We start from the raw sequence: 15,130 nt of genomic DNA on the forward strand, positions 1-15,130 counted from the left end.
CAACGCAGCTATCGGACGGCGCAGCAGGTTTTTCGAGGTCCCCACCGGTCGCGGAACTGCTGCTGGACTACCAGGTGCTGAGCAACGGCGAACCAATAGGCCGGCTGCGGACCGAACGCCGCCGCGGCTGGCTGGACGACATGCCGGTGCTGCAAGTCAGCAACCGGATGGACCTGCGCTGCAGCGGGCTGTGGTTCGACTACTCGCTGCAATCGGACGAGAGCATGGATTTCGGCGCGGACGGCCTGTGCCGCTACGCCGGCGTCTCCGACGAGGACGGCGACAAGACCGTGATCAAGGGCCGGCTGCGTCAGGGCGTGCTGACCCTGCGTCTGCACGACGGCCAGCTGGAGGTGCGCCGCTTCAAGCTGGGGGATTTCGACGCCAGCAGCGAAGACGCCGCCGAGCGCTTTCTCGTCGGCGGCCAGGCCGAGGCCACCTTGCGGGTGCTGGATCTGGAGCACTTCGATATCGACGAGGTCCGCTACCAGCGGCTGCCGGACGAAACCCTGGACCTGCTGGGCCAGCCGCGGCAGGCGAGGGTGGTGGCCTATCAATCAAAGCGGCGCAAGATCAGCGGCACCGGCTGGTATCTGTCCGACGACGGCGGCGAAGTGCTGGTGCGCCAGAGCAGCCGCGAGCGCGGCGACCACAACGAAGTGATATTGACCCATTGGGAAAGCAAACCATGCCAAATCAAGACTTAGCCGTCACCCTGGTGCAAAGCGACATCGCCTGGGAATCGGTGGACCAGAACCTGCAGCGGATGGAGCGCCACCTGAGCGCGGTGAACGACAGCCGGTTGATCGTGCTGCCGGAAATGTTCACCACCGGCTTCAGCATGCGGCCGGAGAAGATCGCCGAAACCATGGACGGCAAGGCGGTGCAATGGCTGCGCGACACCGCGCGCGCCAAGCGCGCCGACCTGGTGGGCAGCGTGGCCATAGAAGAGCAGGACCGCTACTACAACCGCCTGCTGTGGGCCAAGGCCGACGGCAGCCTGTTCAGCTACGACAAGAAGCATCTGTTCAGCTTCGCCGGCGAGCACGAGCACTACACCGCCGGCGACGCGCCGCTGATCGTCAAGGTGGACGGCTGGTCGGTGGCCGCCTTCGTCTGCTACGACCTGCGCTTCCCGGTCTGGTCGCGCAACAACAACAGCCAGTACGACCTGGCGCTCTACATCGCCAGCTGGCCGGAGCGCCGCGCCAAGCACTGGCAAACGCTGCTGCCTGCGCGGGCGATCGAAAACCAGGCCTTCGTCATCGGCGTCAACCGGGTGGGCATGGACGGCAACGACATCCGCTACAGCGGCGACTCCATGCTGATCGATCCGCTGGGCGACACCCTGTACCACGGCCGCCAACTGGAAAGCGTGTATCAGGCCAGGCTGTCGCGCGCGCAGCTGGACGATGTGCGCGCCCAGTTCCCTTTCCTGAAGGATGCGGACCGTTATCAACTCGTTTGACCGCGCGGCGGCAATGAAAAGAGGCGGATAAGCCCTGCGGCTGCGCAGGGTTTTCCGCTGCTTCGGTTCTCCTTCGGCTTCTATGGAAAGTGAAATGCACCAAGCCACAACAAGAGAAAAAGTCATCGAATTCCAGTCGGTGACCAAGCGCTTCAACGACTACACCGCGGTCAACGACGTGTCGCTGGACATCTATCGCGGCGAATTCGTCGCCCTGCTGGGGCCCAACGGCGCCGGCAAGACCACGCTGGTGGAAATGCTGGAGGGACTGAAACAGCCGGAGGCCGGCTCCATCCGCATCCTGGGGCGCAGCTGGCAGAAGGACGAAAGCTATCTGCGCCACCGCCTGGCCGGGGTGCTGCAGGAATCGCTGTTCATCAACAAGCTGCGGGTGGACGAAACCGTCAACCTGTTCGCCAGTTTCTACCGCCGGCCGCGCAGCCGCGCCGACGAGGTATTGGAGCTGGTGGAACTGACCCCCAAGCGCAAGGTGATGGTGGAAGGGCTGTCCGGCGGTCAGCGCCAGCGGCTGGCCCTGGCCATTTCCATCCTCAACCAGCCGGAAATCCTGATCCTGGACGAGCCCACCACCGGCCTGGACCCGCAGGTGCGGCGCGGCACCTGGGACATCCTGCGCAAGCTCAATAAGGAGCTGGGCTCCACCATGTTGCTGACCACCCACTACATGGAAGAAGCCGAATACCTGTGCGACCGCATCTGCATCATGCACCAGGGCCGCATCCTGACCCAGGGCACGCTGGACGAGCTGCTGGCCGCGCACGAACCGGGCGAAGTGGTCGAATACCGGGTCAAGAGCGGCGCCGGCGGCGCCGAGCCCAAGCACAAGGACAACATCATCAGCTACAGCTACGACCAGGCGTCCGCCAAGGCGAGGCTGCTGGTGCGCAACGGCTCGGCCTTCCTGTTCCGCCTGTCCGAGTTCATCCGCGAACAACAAATCGACATCGACGAAATCATCGTGCGCAAAAAAACGCTGGACGATTTATTCCTGTCACTGGCCGGCCGAGGTTTCCATGAATAACGCCTTGCTCAATCTGATCGTCACTCAATTCCGTCAATACCTGCGCGAACCTCAAATCCTGTTCTGGTCCTTCGGCTTCCCGCTGCTGCTGGTGTGGCTGCTGGGCGTGTCCTTCTCCGGCGGCGAAATCAAGGAGCGCACCATAGGCGTGGTGCTGCCGCCCAGCTTGCAGGAGCAGGCCGCGGTCAAGGCCTGGATCAGCAAGGTGGAGGCCCGCAACCAGCCGCTGTCCAGCGTCATCAACGCCGACGAGATCAAGCGCGACCACCTGATACGGATGAAATACCGCTTCCAGTACTACCCGGACCGCGAATCGGTGTTGCGCGGCCTCAAGCGCGGCGACGTGCAGGTGTTCATGGAGCCCAGCGCCGACAGCGGCAAGCGCATCTACTATCTGGACCCGCAGAACAACGAGGCGCTGCTGACCTACTTCTTCCTCGGCGACGACCCGGACGCGCTGAGCCAGGCGGTGGACAAGAATATGTCGGTGCTGGACAGCCCCGGCCTGCGCTACATCGACTTCCTGGTGCCCGGCCTGGTGGCGATGGCGGTGATGGAAACCTGCCTGATCGCCGTCGGCTGGTCGCTGATCGAAAAACGCGCCACCCGCGTCACCCGGCAGATGCGCATCACCCCGATGCGCAAAACCGACTTCCTGCTGGCCCACGTGCTGGCCTGCCTGGTGTTCAGCCTGCTGGAAACCCTGGTGCTGTATTTGTTCGCCAGCAGTTATTTCGACGTGCACGCCCAGGGCGGGGCGCTGCCCTTCATCGTGCTGCTGCTGGCCGGCAACGTCTGCTTCGCCGGCATCGCCATCCTGGCCGCCTCGCGCGCCACCAAGGCGCAGACCGCCAACGGCCTGCTGGAAATGACCATCCTGTTCCTGGTGATCTTTTCCGGCATCTTTTTTAGCTACAAGCACTTCCCGGAGTGGATGGTGGCGGTGATCGAGGTGCTGCCGCTGACCATCCTGGCGGACGGCATGCGCATGATCTTCGTCGAGGGCGCCGGAGTGCTGGAAATCGCGCGTTCGGCGGTGGTGCTCACGCTGATCGGCATTGCCGGCTTCGTCAGCGGCGCGCGGGTGTTTCGCTGGTATTAGGGGCATGAGGCATCCGCTGCGCGGATGATGGTTTTGATTGCCGGGGCGGTCCTGACCGAGCGAGGCAAGCGTAGCGTCGCGAGGGAATAAGGCAGGAAGGGGAACAACTCGGCCAAATTCCCCTATCACTGAGCGAATCAAGGATTCGCTCAGTGATGGCGCGCTAACGTCGCGCTGCTCGAACAGGCAGCCGCTTAAAACGTGCGAAGCGAAGTTTCTGCCTAGCTAAAACCTCGGGCCTGCCACCCGGCGGCAGACTTGAAGGGACTTTGGGCGCGTTGGATACGTGCTTCCTTTCTTGCTGGCCAGTTCCGTCGTTTCAAGAGTGTGAAGAACCGAGCATCGCTGTTGAGCATGCTGGCCGACAGCTCATTGTTAAGTTGTCAAAAAGGAGGAAAGGTAGTGAAACGCTTGATCCTCGCCCTATTGGGCATCGCCATGCTGTCCTTGCTGACGGCCTGCGAACTGGACGAAGACGGCAAGCCGCGCGGCAGCCAAGTGCTGTGGGACCGCAGCGGCGTGCCGCACATCTACGCCGCGCGCGCCGACAGCCTGGCCTACGCCTTCGGCCGCGCCCAGATGCAGGCGCATCCGGAGCTGCTGCTGCGGCTGTACGCCCAGGGCCGCGGCCGCGGCGCGGAATACTACGGCGCGGTGTTCGAGGCCGGCGAGCCCTTCCCCAGCAATATGGCGGAAGTGGACCGCCTGGTGCGCGCGATGGGCTTCCCGGAGCGCTCCAAACAATGGCTGCAACAGCAAAGCCCGCGCATGCGCGCCTACCTGGACGCCTTCGTCGCCGGCGTCAACGACCAGGCCGCCGCCAGCGGCGGTCTGAGCCCGGCGGCGCGCGCGGTGCTGCCGGTGCGCAGCGAGGACGTGCTGGCCCACACCCTGCGCATCTTCTTCGGCTATCTGAGCGGCTCCACCGCCACCGGCGCGGCCAATTGCTCGCTGATCTACCCGGACGCGGTGGCCACCCCCATCAATCTGATCGGCGGCTCCAACGGCTGGGCGCTGGGGCCGGCCAAGAGCCGTTCCGGCAACGCCATGCTGCTGGCCAACCCGCATTTGCTGTGGGGCGGCAGCCACACCTGGTTCGAAGCCCAATTCAAGAGCCCGGAATACGATATCTACGGCGCCACCCTGGTGGGCCTGCCGGTGATGCGCATCGGCTTCAACCAGCGGCTGGGCTGGGTGCACACCGTCAACACCCAGGACGGCTGCGACCTGTACCAACTCAAGCTCAGCGGCCGGCAATACCTGCTGGACGGCGTGGCGCGCGACTTTGAGACCAAGCGCGAAACCCTGTATATCCGTCAGCCGGACGGCAGCCTGCAAGCCGAGCAGCTGACGCTGCGCCGCGCCGAGCAGGGCCCGGTGTTCGACAAGGACGGCCAGAGCTACGCGCTGCGCATCGTCGGCGTCGACCAGCTGCAGACCCCCGGCGTGCTGGAGCAATGGTGGGACATGGCGCAAGCGCCCGACTTCAAGGCCTTCCGCAGCGTCGTGGCGCGGCTGCGCAATCCCTACCACAACATCATCTACGCCGACGCCCAACGCAATATCTGGGCGGCTTTCGGCGGCCTGACCCCGCGCCGCGCCGGCGGCGACGCCGCCTTCTGGGCGCAGCCGGTGGACGGCAGCCGCAGCGATCTGATCTGGCGTCAGGCGCTGCGCCTGGACGAATTGCCGCAGGTGGCCAATCCGTCCAGCGGCTGGGTGCAGAACTCCAATAGCGTGCCCTGGTATATGAGCAAGCCTGCGCTGGACCCGGCCGCCTACGCCGGCTATCTGTCGCCGCGGGCGTCGCCGCTGCTGCGCGAACAGCGCGGCATCGAGCTGATCGAACAGACTTCGGCCTTCACCCTGGACACGCTGCTCAGCGCCAAGCACGACACCCGGCTGCTGCTGGCGGACCGGGTGCTGGACGATTTGATCGGCTATGCGCGCGCCTCCGGCGACGCCGGCCTGATCGCCGCGGCGCAAGTGCTGGCCCAATGGGACCGGCGCAGCGACGCCGCCAGCAAGGGCGCGGTGCTGTTCGCCGCCTGGGTGGCGGCCTCCGGCGGCGAAGAGGCCTTGCGCTACCGCCGGGAAGCGGATCCGGCGCAGCCCTACGACACGCCCGCCGGCCTGCGCGACGCCGGCTTCGCGCTCAGCAAGCTGGGCGCGGCCGCCCAGGGCTTGCAACAGGCCGGCGTGCCGCTGGACATCGCCTTCGGCGAAGTCTACCGGCTGCGGCGCGGCCCCGCCGGCGGCGCGGCGCGCTTGGACCAGCCGGCCAGCGGCGGCGCCGAGGGTTTGGGGGCTTTCCGCACCTTCAGTTATATCGGCGACAGCGACGGCCGCCAGCGCGCCATCTTCGGCGACACCTTCACCGCCCTGGTGGAGTTCGGCCGGCCGCTGCGCGCCAAGGTGATCAACACCTACGGCAACAGCAGCCAGCCGCAATCGCCTTACTACGGCGACCAGATGGAGCTGGCGGCGCGGAACGCCATGCGCGACGCCTTGCTCAATCGCGAGCAGGTGGAGGCGGCGCTGGCCAAGCGCGAGTGGTTCCGCCGCTAGCGCCGAGGCGGCCGCGGCGGCGACGTCGCGGCCCTTCGCCTTCATCCGCAGTGGGCGTCGCATGACGGGCGCCTAGGTTTGCGCCATTGCGCCCAGGCTGGCACAATGGCGCCGTTGTCATTGGGGAGTAGCCATCTTCGGCCCCGCCGAAGAGGCCGCGTCAACAAACTTGAGGAGCTTTCCTCATGGCGCGGTCAGCGGCCGGCATTGCCGGCGCCGCCAAGCGAGACCTTTGGCCACGATGCGTTTGCCGCCGGGCAAGCCGCGTCGTTGCGCCATTGTCCATCCGCTTGCCCGGCCCAAGACTATCCATGCTGTTGACCCTGTCGTTTCTGCTCGGCCTCGCCGTCCTGATCTATCTTTCCTGTCAATACTTCGTCAACGCCATCGAGTGGTGCGGACGCCATCTGAACCTGGGCGCCAGCGCCGTCGGCACCGTGCTCGCCGCTTTCGGCACCGCCTTGCCGGAAAGCGCCGTCACCTTGACCGCGATGGCCTTCGGCGGCACGCCGCAACATAAGGACATCGGCGTCGGCGCCGCCCTGGGCGGGCCGCTGGTGCTGGCCACGCTGGCGTACGCGGTGGTGGGTTTCGCGCTGTGGCGCAACCGCAGCCGGCTGGGGCGCGGCGACTACCTGTTGCGCGTCGATCACCGCCGGCTGGCCGGCGACCAATTGGCGTTTTTGCTGATTTTCGCGTTCAAGGTGGCGTTGGGCCTGCTGGCCTTCGCCATCAAGCCCTGGCTGGGCGTGCTGTTCCTGGCCGCTTACGCCGCCTATGTCTGGCGCGAGATCCGCAGCGCGGACACCGCGCCGGAAGAGGAAGAACTGGACGCCTTGAAACTGCGCGCCGGCGGCGGCCTGGGCTGGGCGGCGACGCAGGCCCTGCTGGCCTTGGCGGTGATCGCGGCGGCGGCGCACGGTTTCGTCGCGCAGCTGGAAGCGCTGGCCGGACACTGGGGCATGGCGCCGCATCTGGTGGCCTTGCTGCTGAGTCCGGTGGCCACGGAATTGCCGGAAATCATGAACGCGCTGATCTGGCTGCGCCAGGGCAAGGAGCGTCTGGCTTTGGCCAATATCTCCGGCGCGATGATGATACAGGCGACGATTCCCAGCGCCTTCGGCCTGTTCTTCACCCCGTGGATGTTCGACGGCGTCCTGCTGTGGTCCGGCCTGGCCACGATGGCGGCGATCGCCGGCTTGTGGCTGTTGTTCCGCCGCGGCAGCGTGGACGGCCGCTGGCTCTTGGGCGCGGGCGCGGTGTATCTGCTGTTTGCCGGCTGTCTGGTGTGAGGCGGGAACCCGTTCAATGCCGCATCACCGATGCGCAGCAGATCGTAAACAGGCTCTCAGAGCCTGTTCAGAGTCTCGCGAGCAAGGGCGAGACAAGGCGAAAACGAGCGAAAAAGCGGAATGTACAAATGGTACATGAGCATTTTGAGCTTGTTTTCAACGCCGTATCGCTGAAGCGCAGCAGACTATGAACGGGTTCTCAGAGCCAGGCCGCCACGCCGCCATGATGCGAACACGTGCCGCGCCGGTGCTGGCTGAAGCTATAGCTGCCGTCGCGGCAGCGCGCGCTGGCGCCGGCCGGCGCTTTGCCGGAGCGGGTATGGGCCGGGCTGTGGACCTCCACGCCGTCGGAGTTGGTGTAGCTGCCGTGTTCCAGCAACTGCTCTTGCGCCGGCGCGCTGGCGTGCCGATGCGTGTGCGGCGTTTTGGCTTCAAGCGGCGCGGCCAGCAGGGCCAGGCTGAGGCCGAGCAGGCCGGCGATGCGCCGCAAAGCGGGGATACGGAACTGTGCAGGCTTTTTCATGTCATTCGATTGTTTAATGTGTCATTAAAAGTGCTTGAACCTGTTCGTGATGTTTTGACGCATCTGTTTTCGTGGTTCAGGCGCAAAAGAATATGTATCGCACTTTAGTTCATTGTCATTGCGGCGGATAGCGGCAATGCGCATCGGGGGAACTAAACCGCGATGGCCGGCCGTTGCGACGGGCCGCGCCGTCATACCGAATCTGGGGATTGATCTATGGATGATTTTGCGCAGCGGCGCGTCTTGCTGGCGGCCTTGGCCGCCACGCCGTTGATCTGGGGTTGCGCGCGCCCGCCGTTGCGGGTGCCGGGCGAAGCCCCGGCCGCGCGTCAATTGGCGGAGCTGGAACGCAATGCCGGCGGCCGCATCGGCGTGTTCGCGCAAGAGGCGGACAGCGGGCGGACGCTGGCTTACCGGGCCGATGAGCGCTTCCCGATGTGCAGCACGTTCACGCTGCTGCTGGTGGGCGCCTTATTGCAACGCAGCGCGACGCAGCCGGATCTGCTCTACCGCCATGTCGGCTACCGGCGCGAGCAATTGATCGACTATTCGCCCATCGCCGAACAATACGTGGAGCAGGGCATGTCGGTGAAAGACTTGTGCGACGCGGCGATGCGCTTCGGCGACAACACCGCCGCCAATCTGCTGCTGGAGCAGTTGGGCGGGCCGCAGGAGGTGACCCGCTTCGCCCGTTCGCTGGGCGACGGCCTGAGCCGGCTTGACCGCGTCGAGCCGGAACTGAACCGCGCCGAGCCGGACGATCCGCGCGACACCACCACGCCGGCGGCGATGACGGCCAATCTGCGCGCGCTGCTGTTTTCCCCGCTATTGCCGGAGCGGCAGCGCGGTTTGCTGAACGATTGGCTGCTGGGCAACACCACCGGCAATCTGCGCATCCGCGCCGGCTTGCCGGCGGAGTGGCGGGTGGGGGATAAGACCGGCAGCGGCGGCCACGGCGCGGCCAACAACGTGGCCGTGGCCTGGCGGCCGGGCAAGTCGCCGTTGTTGCTGTCGGTCTATTACTGGGGCTCGACGGCGATGATGGACGAGCGCAACGCGGTGATCGCCGCGGTGGCGAGGGTGGCGGCCGCCGAGTTCGCTTGAAACGCCGCGCGGGGCGGGCAGGTCCTGCCGGAATGAACGACGCCGCGGCCATGGCCGCGGCGTTGTCGCGCGCGGCTCCCTTGAGCGCTGGGCGTCCGCGCGGAACCTTGAATCGCGTTTAAGGCAGCCGCGCCGGCGCCACCACGATGCCGGCGCGCAGTCCGGGCTTGACCGTGTGATTGGGGAACAGGATGCGCTCATCGCCGCCGACGGCCACATAGCGGTGCTCGCCGTCCTCGGCGATCAGGAAGCCGTCCGGCAACGCGGTGAAGTTTTCCACGTCGTCGGCCAGGTGCAGGCGGAAGGCTTCGCTGTGTTTGACGATGTCGTACTTGGCCTGGAACAGCGGCAGATCGCCGTCGCGGTAGCCGGGCAGTTCTTGCTCCGGCTCCGCCAGCAGCCGGCGCAGCGCCTGGTCTATGCCGGCGAAGCGGGACAGATCGTTTTGGCCGAACGGCCGCGCCTTGCCCAGCTCCAGCGTGAAGGCGTCCGCCTGGCAGTGGCGGCTGGTGAAGTAGCTGAAGGTATTGGCCGGCTGGCTGTGCAGCAGTACGGTTTCCACCTGGCAACTCTTCAGCCAGGCCAGTTGCGCGCGGCTGTGCGGGCGTTCGTGCAGATAGGGGTAGATGGCGAACTTCTCGAACACCGAGCCGCGGATCGCGGTGTGCAGATCGTAATGCCAGCGCCGGCCGCGGGCGGAGGCGAAAAAGTCCGCCGCCGCCTGTTCCAGGCGCGCCGCGCGCGCCGCTTCGCGCGCTTCCGGCTGGCGCGCGTGCGCGCCGTTGAACAGCCGGTTCATATCGTAATCCAGATAACGCTTGCCCAGCCGCATCGCGTCCAGATTGCCGAAGATCACCAGCAGCCGGCAGCGCAGCGCCAGCCTGCCGCCGGCGATGTCGGCCAGGATGGCATTGAGCACCTCGATAGGCGCGGTCTCATTGCCGTGCACGCCGCTGGACAGCAGCAGGGAATCGTCGGCGGCGGCGAGGGGTTCCAGCTCGACGACGCCGTAATCCAGCCAGCGCGCCCGCACGCCGGAGTGGAGCTGCCATTCGGCGGAGGCCGGGGAGGCGGGATTCATGGTCCAGGACAGAAAATCGTGGTGATGCTCGCGCATGGGCTGGCTCGTGCTTGCGGCTAGTGATGACCGGGGCATTGTAACCAGAGCCGGCGCGGCAGGTGGCGGCGCGTGGCGCAGATTTGAAAAAACATGCCGTATTTGGGCTAAAAGCCTTGTTCGGCGCGGCTTGGCGCGCCGGGCCGCGCTGTGGTTTTTTGGCGCGGCGGAGCAAGGGGCCGGGGCGCGCTCTTGTTGAATATTTTGGACAAGTCCATTGCCGGAACCGCGACGTCCCCGGCCGGAGAAACGGCCGCTTGCCGGCGTGAGAAAAATATAGGGGGCTGTTTTTGCTCAAGCCTTGCCCGGCAAGGCTTGCCGGGCCGCCCGGCGCGGGCTTGTCGATTAAATTGGACATGCGGATTTTTATACATTTTTTTACTTGTCAAGCCGCGTGATGTTGTTACAATCCGCGCTCGTTTGCAGCTTTGCAAACCTACAATTCAATTGTTTCGCTCCGACATCCCAGGCCCACATAAAAGCTGTTCAGCCCGAAAGCCGCGCACTAAGGAGCGGGGTTATCCATCATAAGGATGCTCCTGCGGCTGGCTCATCGCTTTTTCGGCGGCGGCCTGGGCGCGTCCTTTGGAAATCCCTGTCCACCCATCATTGCGCGGGGTTCAGGGCTTTCCGTCAGTTCTTGAGGGGAAAACTCATGGCTTGGTCTGTGGCTGATAGCCGGGCGTTGTACGGCATCCGGCATTGGGGAGCGGGGTACTTCGACATGGGCGCCAACGGCAATATCGTCGTGCGTCCGAATGTGCGCCAAAACAAGGAAATCGACCTGCATCGTCTGGTGGGCGAACTGTCCGGCAAGGGCCTGGACCTGCCGTTGCTGGTGCGTTTTCCCGATATTCTGCAAGACCGCGTCACGCGTCTGTGCGCGGCCTTCGACAAGGCCATCGCCGAACAAGGCTACGGCAATCGTTATACCGCCATCTATCCGATCAAGGTCAACCAGCAAGAAGCGGTGGTGAAGAGCATCATCGCCACGCCGGACGTGTCCATCGGCCTGGAAGCCGGCTCCAAGCCGGAACTGATGGCGGTGCTGGCGCTGGCGCCCAAGGGCTGCACCATCGTCTGCAACGGCTACAAGGACCGCGACTACATCCGCCTGGCCCTGATGGGCGAACGTCTGGGCCACCAGGTGTTCATCGTCATCGAGAAAGAGTCCGAAGTGGAGCTGGTGATCGATGAATCCCGCAAGCTGGGCATCCGTCCCAATATCGGCATGCGCGTGCGTCTGTCCTCGCTGGCGTCCAGCAAGTGGGCGGACACCGGCGGCGAGAAGGGCAAGTTCGGCCTGTCCGCCGGCCAGCTGATCTCCGCCGCGGACAAGCTCACCGCCGCCGGCCTGGCCGACTGCGTGCGTCTGATGCACTTCCACATGGGGTCGCAGATCGCCCACATCGGCGATTACCGCAGCGGCTTCGGCGAGGCCATCCGCTACTTCGCGGAACTGCGCGCGCTGGGCCTGCCCATCGACCACGTGGACGTGGGCGGCGGCCTGGGCGTGGATTACGACGGCACCCATTCGCGCAACGACAGCTCCATCAACTACGATATGGACGAGTACGCGCACGTGATCGTGTCCATGCTGTCCGAGTTCTGCGGCGAGAACGGCATTCCGCATCCGCGCATCCTGTCCGAATCCGGCCGCGCGATGACCGCCCACCACGCCGTGCTGATCATGAACGTGACCGATGTGGAGCGCCTGCCGGACGAAGTGCCGCAGGTGGACGACATCGCCGCCTTGTCGCAGCCGGTGCGCAAGCTGTTTGAACTGGTTCAGCTCAACGACGACGACCTGGTCACCGAAATCTACTACCGCGCCAGCCACTACGTGTCGGAAGTCACCGATCTGTACGCCGCCGGCCGCCTGTCGCTGAAGGAAAAAGCGCTGGCCGAAGACGTGCACGCCGCCTTGTGCCGCCGCCTGCACAGCCAGCTGCAAGCCAGCCAGCGTTCGCAGCGCCAGGTGTACGACGAACTGACCGACCGTCTGGCCGACAAGTACTTCTGCAATTTCTCGGTGTTCCAGAGCCTGCCGGACACCTGGGCCATCGACCAGATTTTGCCGATCACCCCGCTGCACCGTCTGAACGAGCAGCCCACCCGCCGCGCGGTGCTGCAGGATCTGACCTGCGACTCCGACGGCAAGCTCAAGCAGTACGTGGACCAGCAGAGCATAGAATCCAGCCTGTCCGTGCACGAGGTGAAGCAGGGCGACGAGTATCTGATCGCCGTCTTCCTGGTGGGCGCTTACCAGGAAATCCTGGGCGATATGCACAATCTGTTCGGCGACACCGACTCGGTCAACGTCTATGTGCGCGACGGCGGCGAGCTGGAGTTCTCCGGCGTGGAAGAGCACGACACCATAGAAGACATGCTGCGTTACGTGCACCTGTCGCCGGAAGACATCCTCAACCGCTACGAAGCCAAGTCGCGCGCCGCCGACCTCAGCAGCGAAGAGCGCAGCCTGTTCTTCGCCGAGTTCTGCCGCGGCCTGAAGCAATCGTCTTATTTGTCGGTCTGATCGACTGCTGGGACGGATCAAAACAGCCGGGCTGACGCCCGGCTGTTTTTGTTGGCGCCGCGTCTGTTGTCGAACAGACCGTTCTGTGCCGGATGACTTTAAGCAATTTCACTTATCGTCGTCTAAGTTCGTGTTTCTGATCGGATTTTTATCTGGATTTTACGCCGGGCGCGGCCGGTTTCGGGCCGACGCTTGCAATACGGGCAAACCTTGCTAGTTTGAGAAAGCCAATAATTGATTGGCATAAACATGGGGGTTGCCATATGTCTTTCTCTAGCGTTCCTTACTTCCTCACCTATAGCCAAAACACCTCGCTGGGCATTACCGCCAAAGATTCGATGAGCGGTTCCCAGCTGTACCTGCAGCCCATCCAAGGCAACTTCCTGTCGCTGTTCAACATCGACTTCGCCAACGGCGTGTTCGCGCTGGCCACCAGCGGCAACCAGCTGGTGATCGACATTTCCGACCTGTCCAGCGGCAAGCCCTTGGTGCTGCGTCCGTACAATCCGTCCTCGCTCAGCCAGCAATGGGACCTGTTCTCCCGTCCGGGCTATATCTCCAGCCGTCAAAACAACAATCTGGTGATAGACAACCAAAGCCGCGGCGGCGTGGGCAGCCTGATCTGGCTGTACGAGTTCAACGCTTCGCCGGCTCAGCAATGGGCGCTCAAGCCGCTGACCTCGGCGCAACGCTCGGAACTGGTGCTGGAAACCGCTTAATCAGCGAAGGGCAAAGATCGCGGCGGCGGGCGCAAAGAGTCTGTTCAAGGTCTTGCGAGCAAGGGCGAAACAAGGCGAAAACGGCTGAGAAAGCGGAATGTACGGTTGGTACATGAGCATTTCGAAGGAGTTTTCAACGCCGTCTCGCCAACGCGCAGCAGATCGTAAACAGGTTCTAAGGCTCGCCGCCGCTTTTTGGGTTCATGCAAGGAGCAAACGATGGGTTTCAGCAGCACTTCGTATTTCATCACCTCGGCCTATTTCCCGGATTACGCCATTGTGGCCGAGGATTCGATCAAGGGCTCCCGGCTCAGCCTGCAGCCGTTCCAGAACAATTTCGCCGCCTTGTTCAATATCGACTTCGACCGCGGGCTGTTCGCGCTGGCCACCAGCGGCAATCAATTGGTGATCGCCGCCAATGAAGTGGCCGACGGCTCGCCCTTGCAACTGGATCTGCTGCCGGAACCCGCGCTGCCCAGCCAGCGCTGGGATGTGTTCTCCCAGCCCGGCAACATCGTCAGCCAGGCCGATCGCACCCTGGCCTTCGGCTTCGGCATGGAAAAAATCTTCCCGCCGGCCTTGCGGCTGCGCAAGCTGCATCCCGGCCGGCCGCCGATGTGGATTCTGCGGCCGATGACCGCGCCCGGCGGCTGAGTCCTCGGCGTCCGCCGCGCCTGGCGTCACGCGCGGCGGCCTTGTCAGGAGCGCAGCAACTGCTCGCGCACCCAGACGGCGGCCAGGCCCAGCGGCCGCCGCCGCGACCACACCAGATCGATGTGGCGCGCCTTGGGCCAGCCCGGCGCATGCAGCTCGCTCAGCCGGCCGGCGCCGAAGGAATCCGCCAGCCAGCGCGGCAACTCGGCCCAGCCGGCGCCCAGGATCGCCATTTCCAGCAGCATCAGATAGCTGGGCGCAAACCAGCAGCGCCGGCTCAGCGTGTCCGGCTTGCTTTCGGTGTAAGTGTTCAGCCGCAACTCCCGGTGGCCGCTCAGCGCCTGCCGGTCCACCTGCTCCAGCGCCGCCAGCGGATGGCTGCGCGCCACGTACAAAGCCACTTCGCTGACCTCGCCCAGCGTGGCGTGGCCGATATCGGCCGGGTACTGCTCCAGCGCCGCCATGCAGCCCAGGTGCGCGCGTCCGGTCTGGATCAAGTCCAGCACGTCGTCCTGTTCGCCCACCAGGCATTCCAGCTCCAAGGCCTCGAAGTGCCGTTCCAACTGCCGGGTCACCTCCTGAAAGCGGGATGACTGGTAGGTGTCGGACAAGACCAGGGTCAGCCGCGGCTCCAGTCCGGCGGTCAGCAATTGCGCCTGCTGGTTCAATTCATCGCCTATGGCCAGCATCTGCCGCGCGTAGCCCAGCAGATGACGGCCGGCCTGGGTCAGCGCCGGCTGGCGGCTGCCGCGGTCGAACAACTGCACCGCCAGATCGATTTCCAGATTGGCGATGGCCTCGCTGATGGTGGACTGGCTCTTGCCCAGCCGCCGCGCCGCGGCGGAGAAGGAACCCAGTTCGGCGGCGTTGGCAAACGCCGCCAGCGCGTCTAGCGACATGCTCATATCGGTTTCTCCGATTTAACCCATCTTTATCCTATCCGAAAAACCAATAAAAATCGCGTCATTGTCTTGCCAATCAAGCCGCGGCGCAGCAGGTCGCACA

General features: G+C 64.7%; 13 protein-coding genes and 1 riboswitch. Of the genes, 10 read left to right on the forward strand and 3 right to left on the reverse strand.

Annotated features, from left to right (window positions below):
* The first annotated feature begins 74 nt into the window (after positions 1–74).
* From AB1Z25_RS09065 to AB1Z25_RS09090, 6 genes are all read left to right on the forward strand, one after another.
* Positions 75–707 carry a hypothetical protein gene (locus AB1Z25_RS09065; protein ID WP_107799356.1) on the forward strand — a complete coding sequence of 211 codons (633 nt, stop codon included), beginning with the start codon at positions 75–77 and terminating at the stop codon, positions 705–707.
* The gene (locus tag AB1Z25_RS09070) at positions 689–1,468 is read left to right on the forward strand and encodes an amidohydrolase (RefSeq protein ID WP_486637071.1); all 780 of its coding nucleotides are present in this window, start codon (positions 689–691) and stop codon (positions 1,466–1,468) included. The genes AB1Z25_RS09065 and AB1Z25_RS09070 overlap by 19 nt, the downstream gene beginning before the upstream one ends.
* Before the next feature lie 94 nt (positions 1,469–1,562).
* Positions 1,563–2,510 (forward strand): ABC transporter ATP-binding protein, encoded by a 948-nt coding sequence (locus tag AB1Z25_RS09075; protein WP_107799354.1) that lies wholly within the window; start codon positions 1,563–1,565, stop codon positions 2,508–2,510.
* Positions 2,503–3,612: an ABC transporter permease gene (locus AB1Z25_RS09080; protein WP_107799353.1), complete on the forward strand. Its 1,110-nt coding sequence runs from the start codon at positions 2,503–2,505 to the stop codon at positions 3,610–3,612. Before AB1Z25_RS09075 ends, AB1Z25_RS09080 begins: the two co-directional genes overlap by 8 nt.
* 402 nt (positions 3,613–4,014) lie before the next feature.
* On the forward strand, positions 4,015–6,180 hold the full coding sequence (locus tag AB1Z25_RS09085; RefSeq protein WP_486637072.1) for a penicillin acylase family protein: 2,166 nt from the start codon (positions 4,015–4,017) through the stop codon (positions 6,178–6,180).
* 110 nt (positions 6,181–6,290) lie between these two features.
* Positions 6,291–6,435: riboswitch (yybP-ykoY riboswitch) on the forward strand.
* 56 nt (positions 6,436–6,491) lie between these two features.
* The gene (locus AB1Z25_RS09090; protein ID WP_107799351.1) at positions 6,492–7,472 is read left to right on the forward strand and encodes a sodium:calcium antiporter; all 981 of its coding nucleotides are present in this window, start codon (positions 6,492–6,494) and stop codon (positions 7,470–7,472) included.
* Positions 7,473–7,671: 199 nt separating this feature from the next.
* Here AB1Z25_RS09090 and AB1Z25_RS09095 read toward each other — a convergent pair whose 3' ends face one another.
* Complete coding sequence (locus AB1Z25_RS09095; RefSeq protein WP_227108053.1) at positions 7,672–7,995, reverse strand: DUF3761 domain-containing protein; 324 nt, start codon at positions 7,993–7,995, stop codon at positions 7,672–7,674.
* A 216-nt stretch (positions 7,996–8,211) separates the two neighbouring features.
* Here AB1Z25_RS09095 and blaCHA point away from each other — a divergent pair, with 216 nt between their 5' ends.
* Positions 8,212–9,099, forward strand: coding sequence for a CHA family extended-spectrum class A beta-lactamase (blaCHA, locus tag AB1Z25_RS09100; protein ID WP_107799349.1), 888 nt, complete (start codon positions 8,212–8,214; stop codon positions 9,097–9,099).
* A gap of 118 nt (positions 9,100–9,217) precedes the next feature.
* Here blaCHA and astE read toward each other — a convergent pair whose 3' ends face one another.
* Positions 9,218–10,216: a succinylglutamate desuccinylase gene (gene astE / locus AB1Z25_RS09105; protein ID WP_486637073.1), complete on the reverse strand. Its 999-nt coding sequence runs from the start codon at positions 10,214–10,216 to the stop codon at positions 9,218–9,220.
* A gap of 655 nt (positions 10,217–10,871) precedes the next feature.
* On the opposite strand from astE, the gene speA reads away from it, so the two are divergent.
* From speA to AB1Z25_RS09120, 3 genes are all read left to right on the forward strand, one after another.
* Complete coding sequence (gene speA, locus AB1Z25_RS09110) at positions 10,872–12,752, forward strand: arginine decarboxylase (RefSeq protein ID WP_107799347.1); 1,881 nt, start codon at positions 10,872–10,874, stop codon at positions 12,750–12,752.
* A gap of 263 nt (positions 12,753–13,015) precedes the next feature.
* Positions 13,016–13,471 (forward strand): RICIN domain-containing protein, encoded by a 456-nt coding sequence (locus AB1Z25_RS09115; protein WP_081554645.1) that lies wholly within the window; start codon positions 13,016–13,018, stop codon positions 13,469–13,471.
* A gap of 219 nt (positions 13,472–13,690) precedes the next feature.
* Positions 13,691–14,125, forward strand: coding sequence for a hypothetical protein (locus AB1Z25_RS09120; RefSeq protein WP_107799345.1), 435 nt, complete (start codon positions 13,691–13,693; stop codon positions 14,123–14,125).
* A 44-nt stretch (positions 14,126–14,169) separates the two neighbouring features.
* Here AB1Z25_RS09120 and AB1Z25_RS09125 read toward each other — a convergent pair whose 3' ends face one another.
* A complete protein-coding gene (locus AB1Z25_RS09125; protein WP_107799344.1) occupies positions 14,170–15,030 on the reverse strand; it encodes a LysR family transcriptional regulator in 861 nt (286 codons plus the stop codon).
* Between the last annotated feature and the right edge of the window lie 100 nt (positions 15,031–15,130).

Source organism: Chromobacterium sp. HL1, assembly GCF_057418835.1.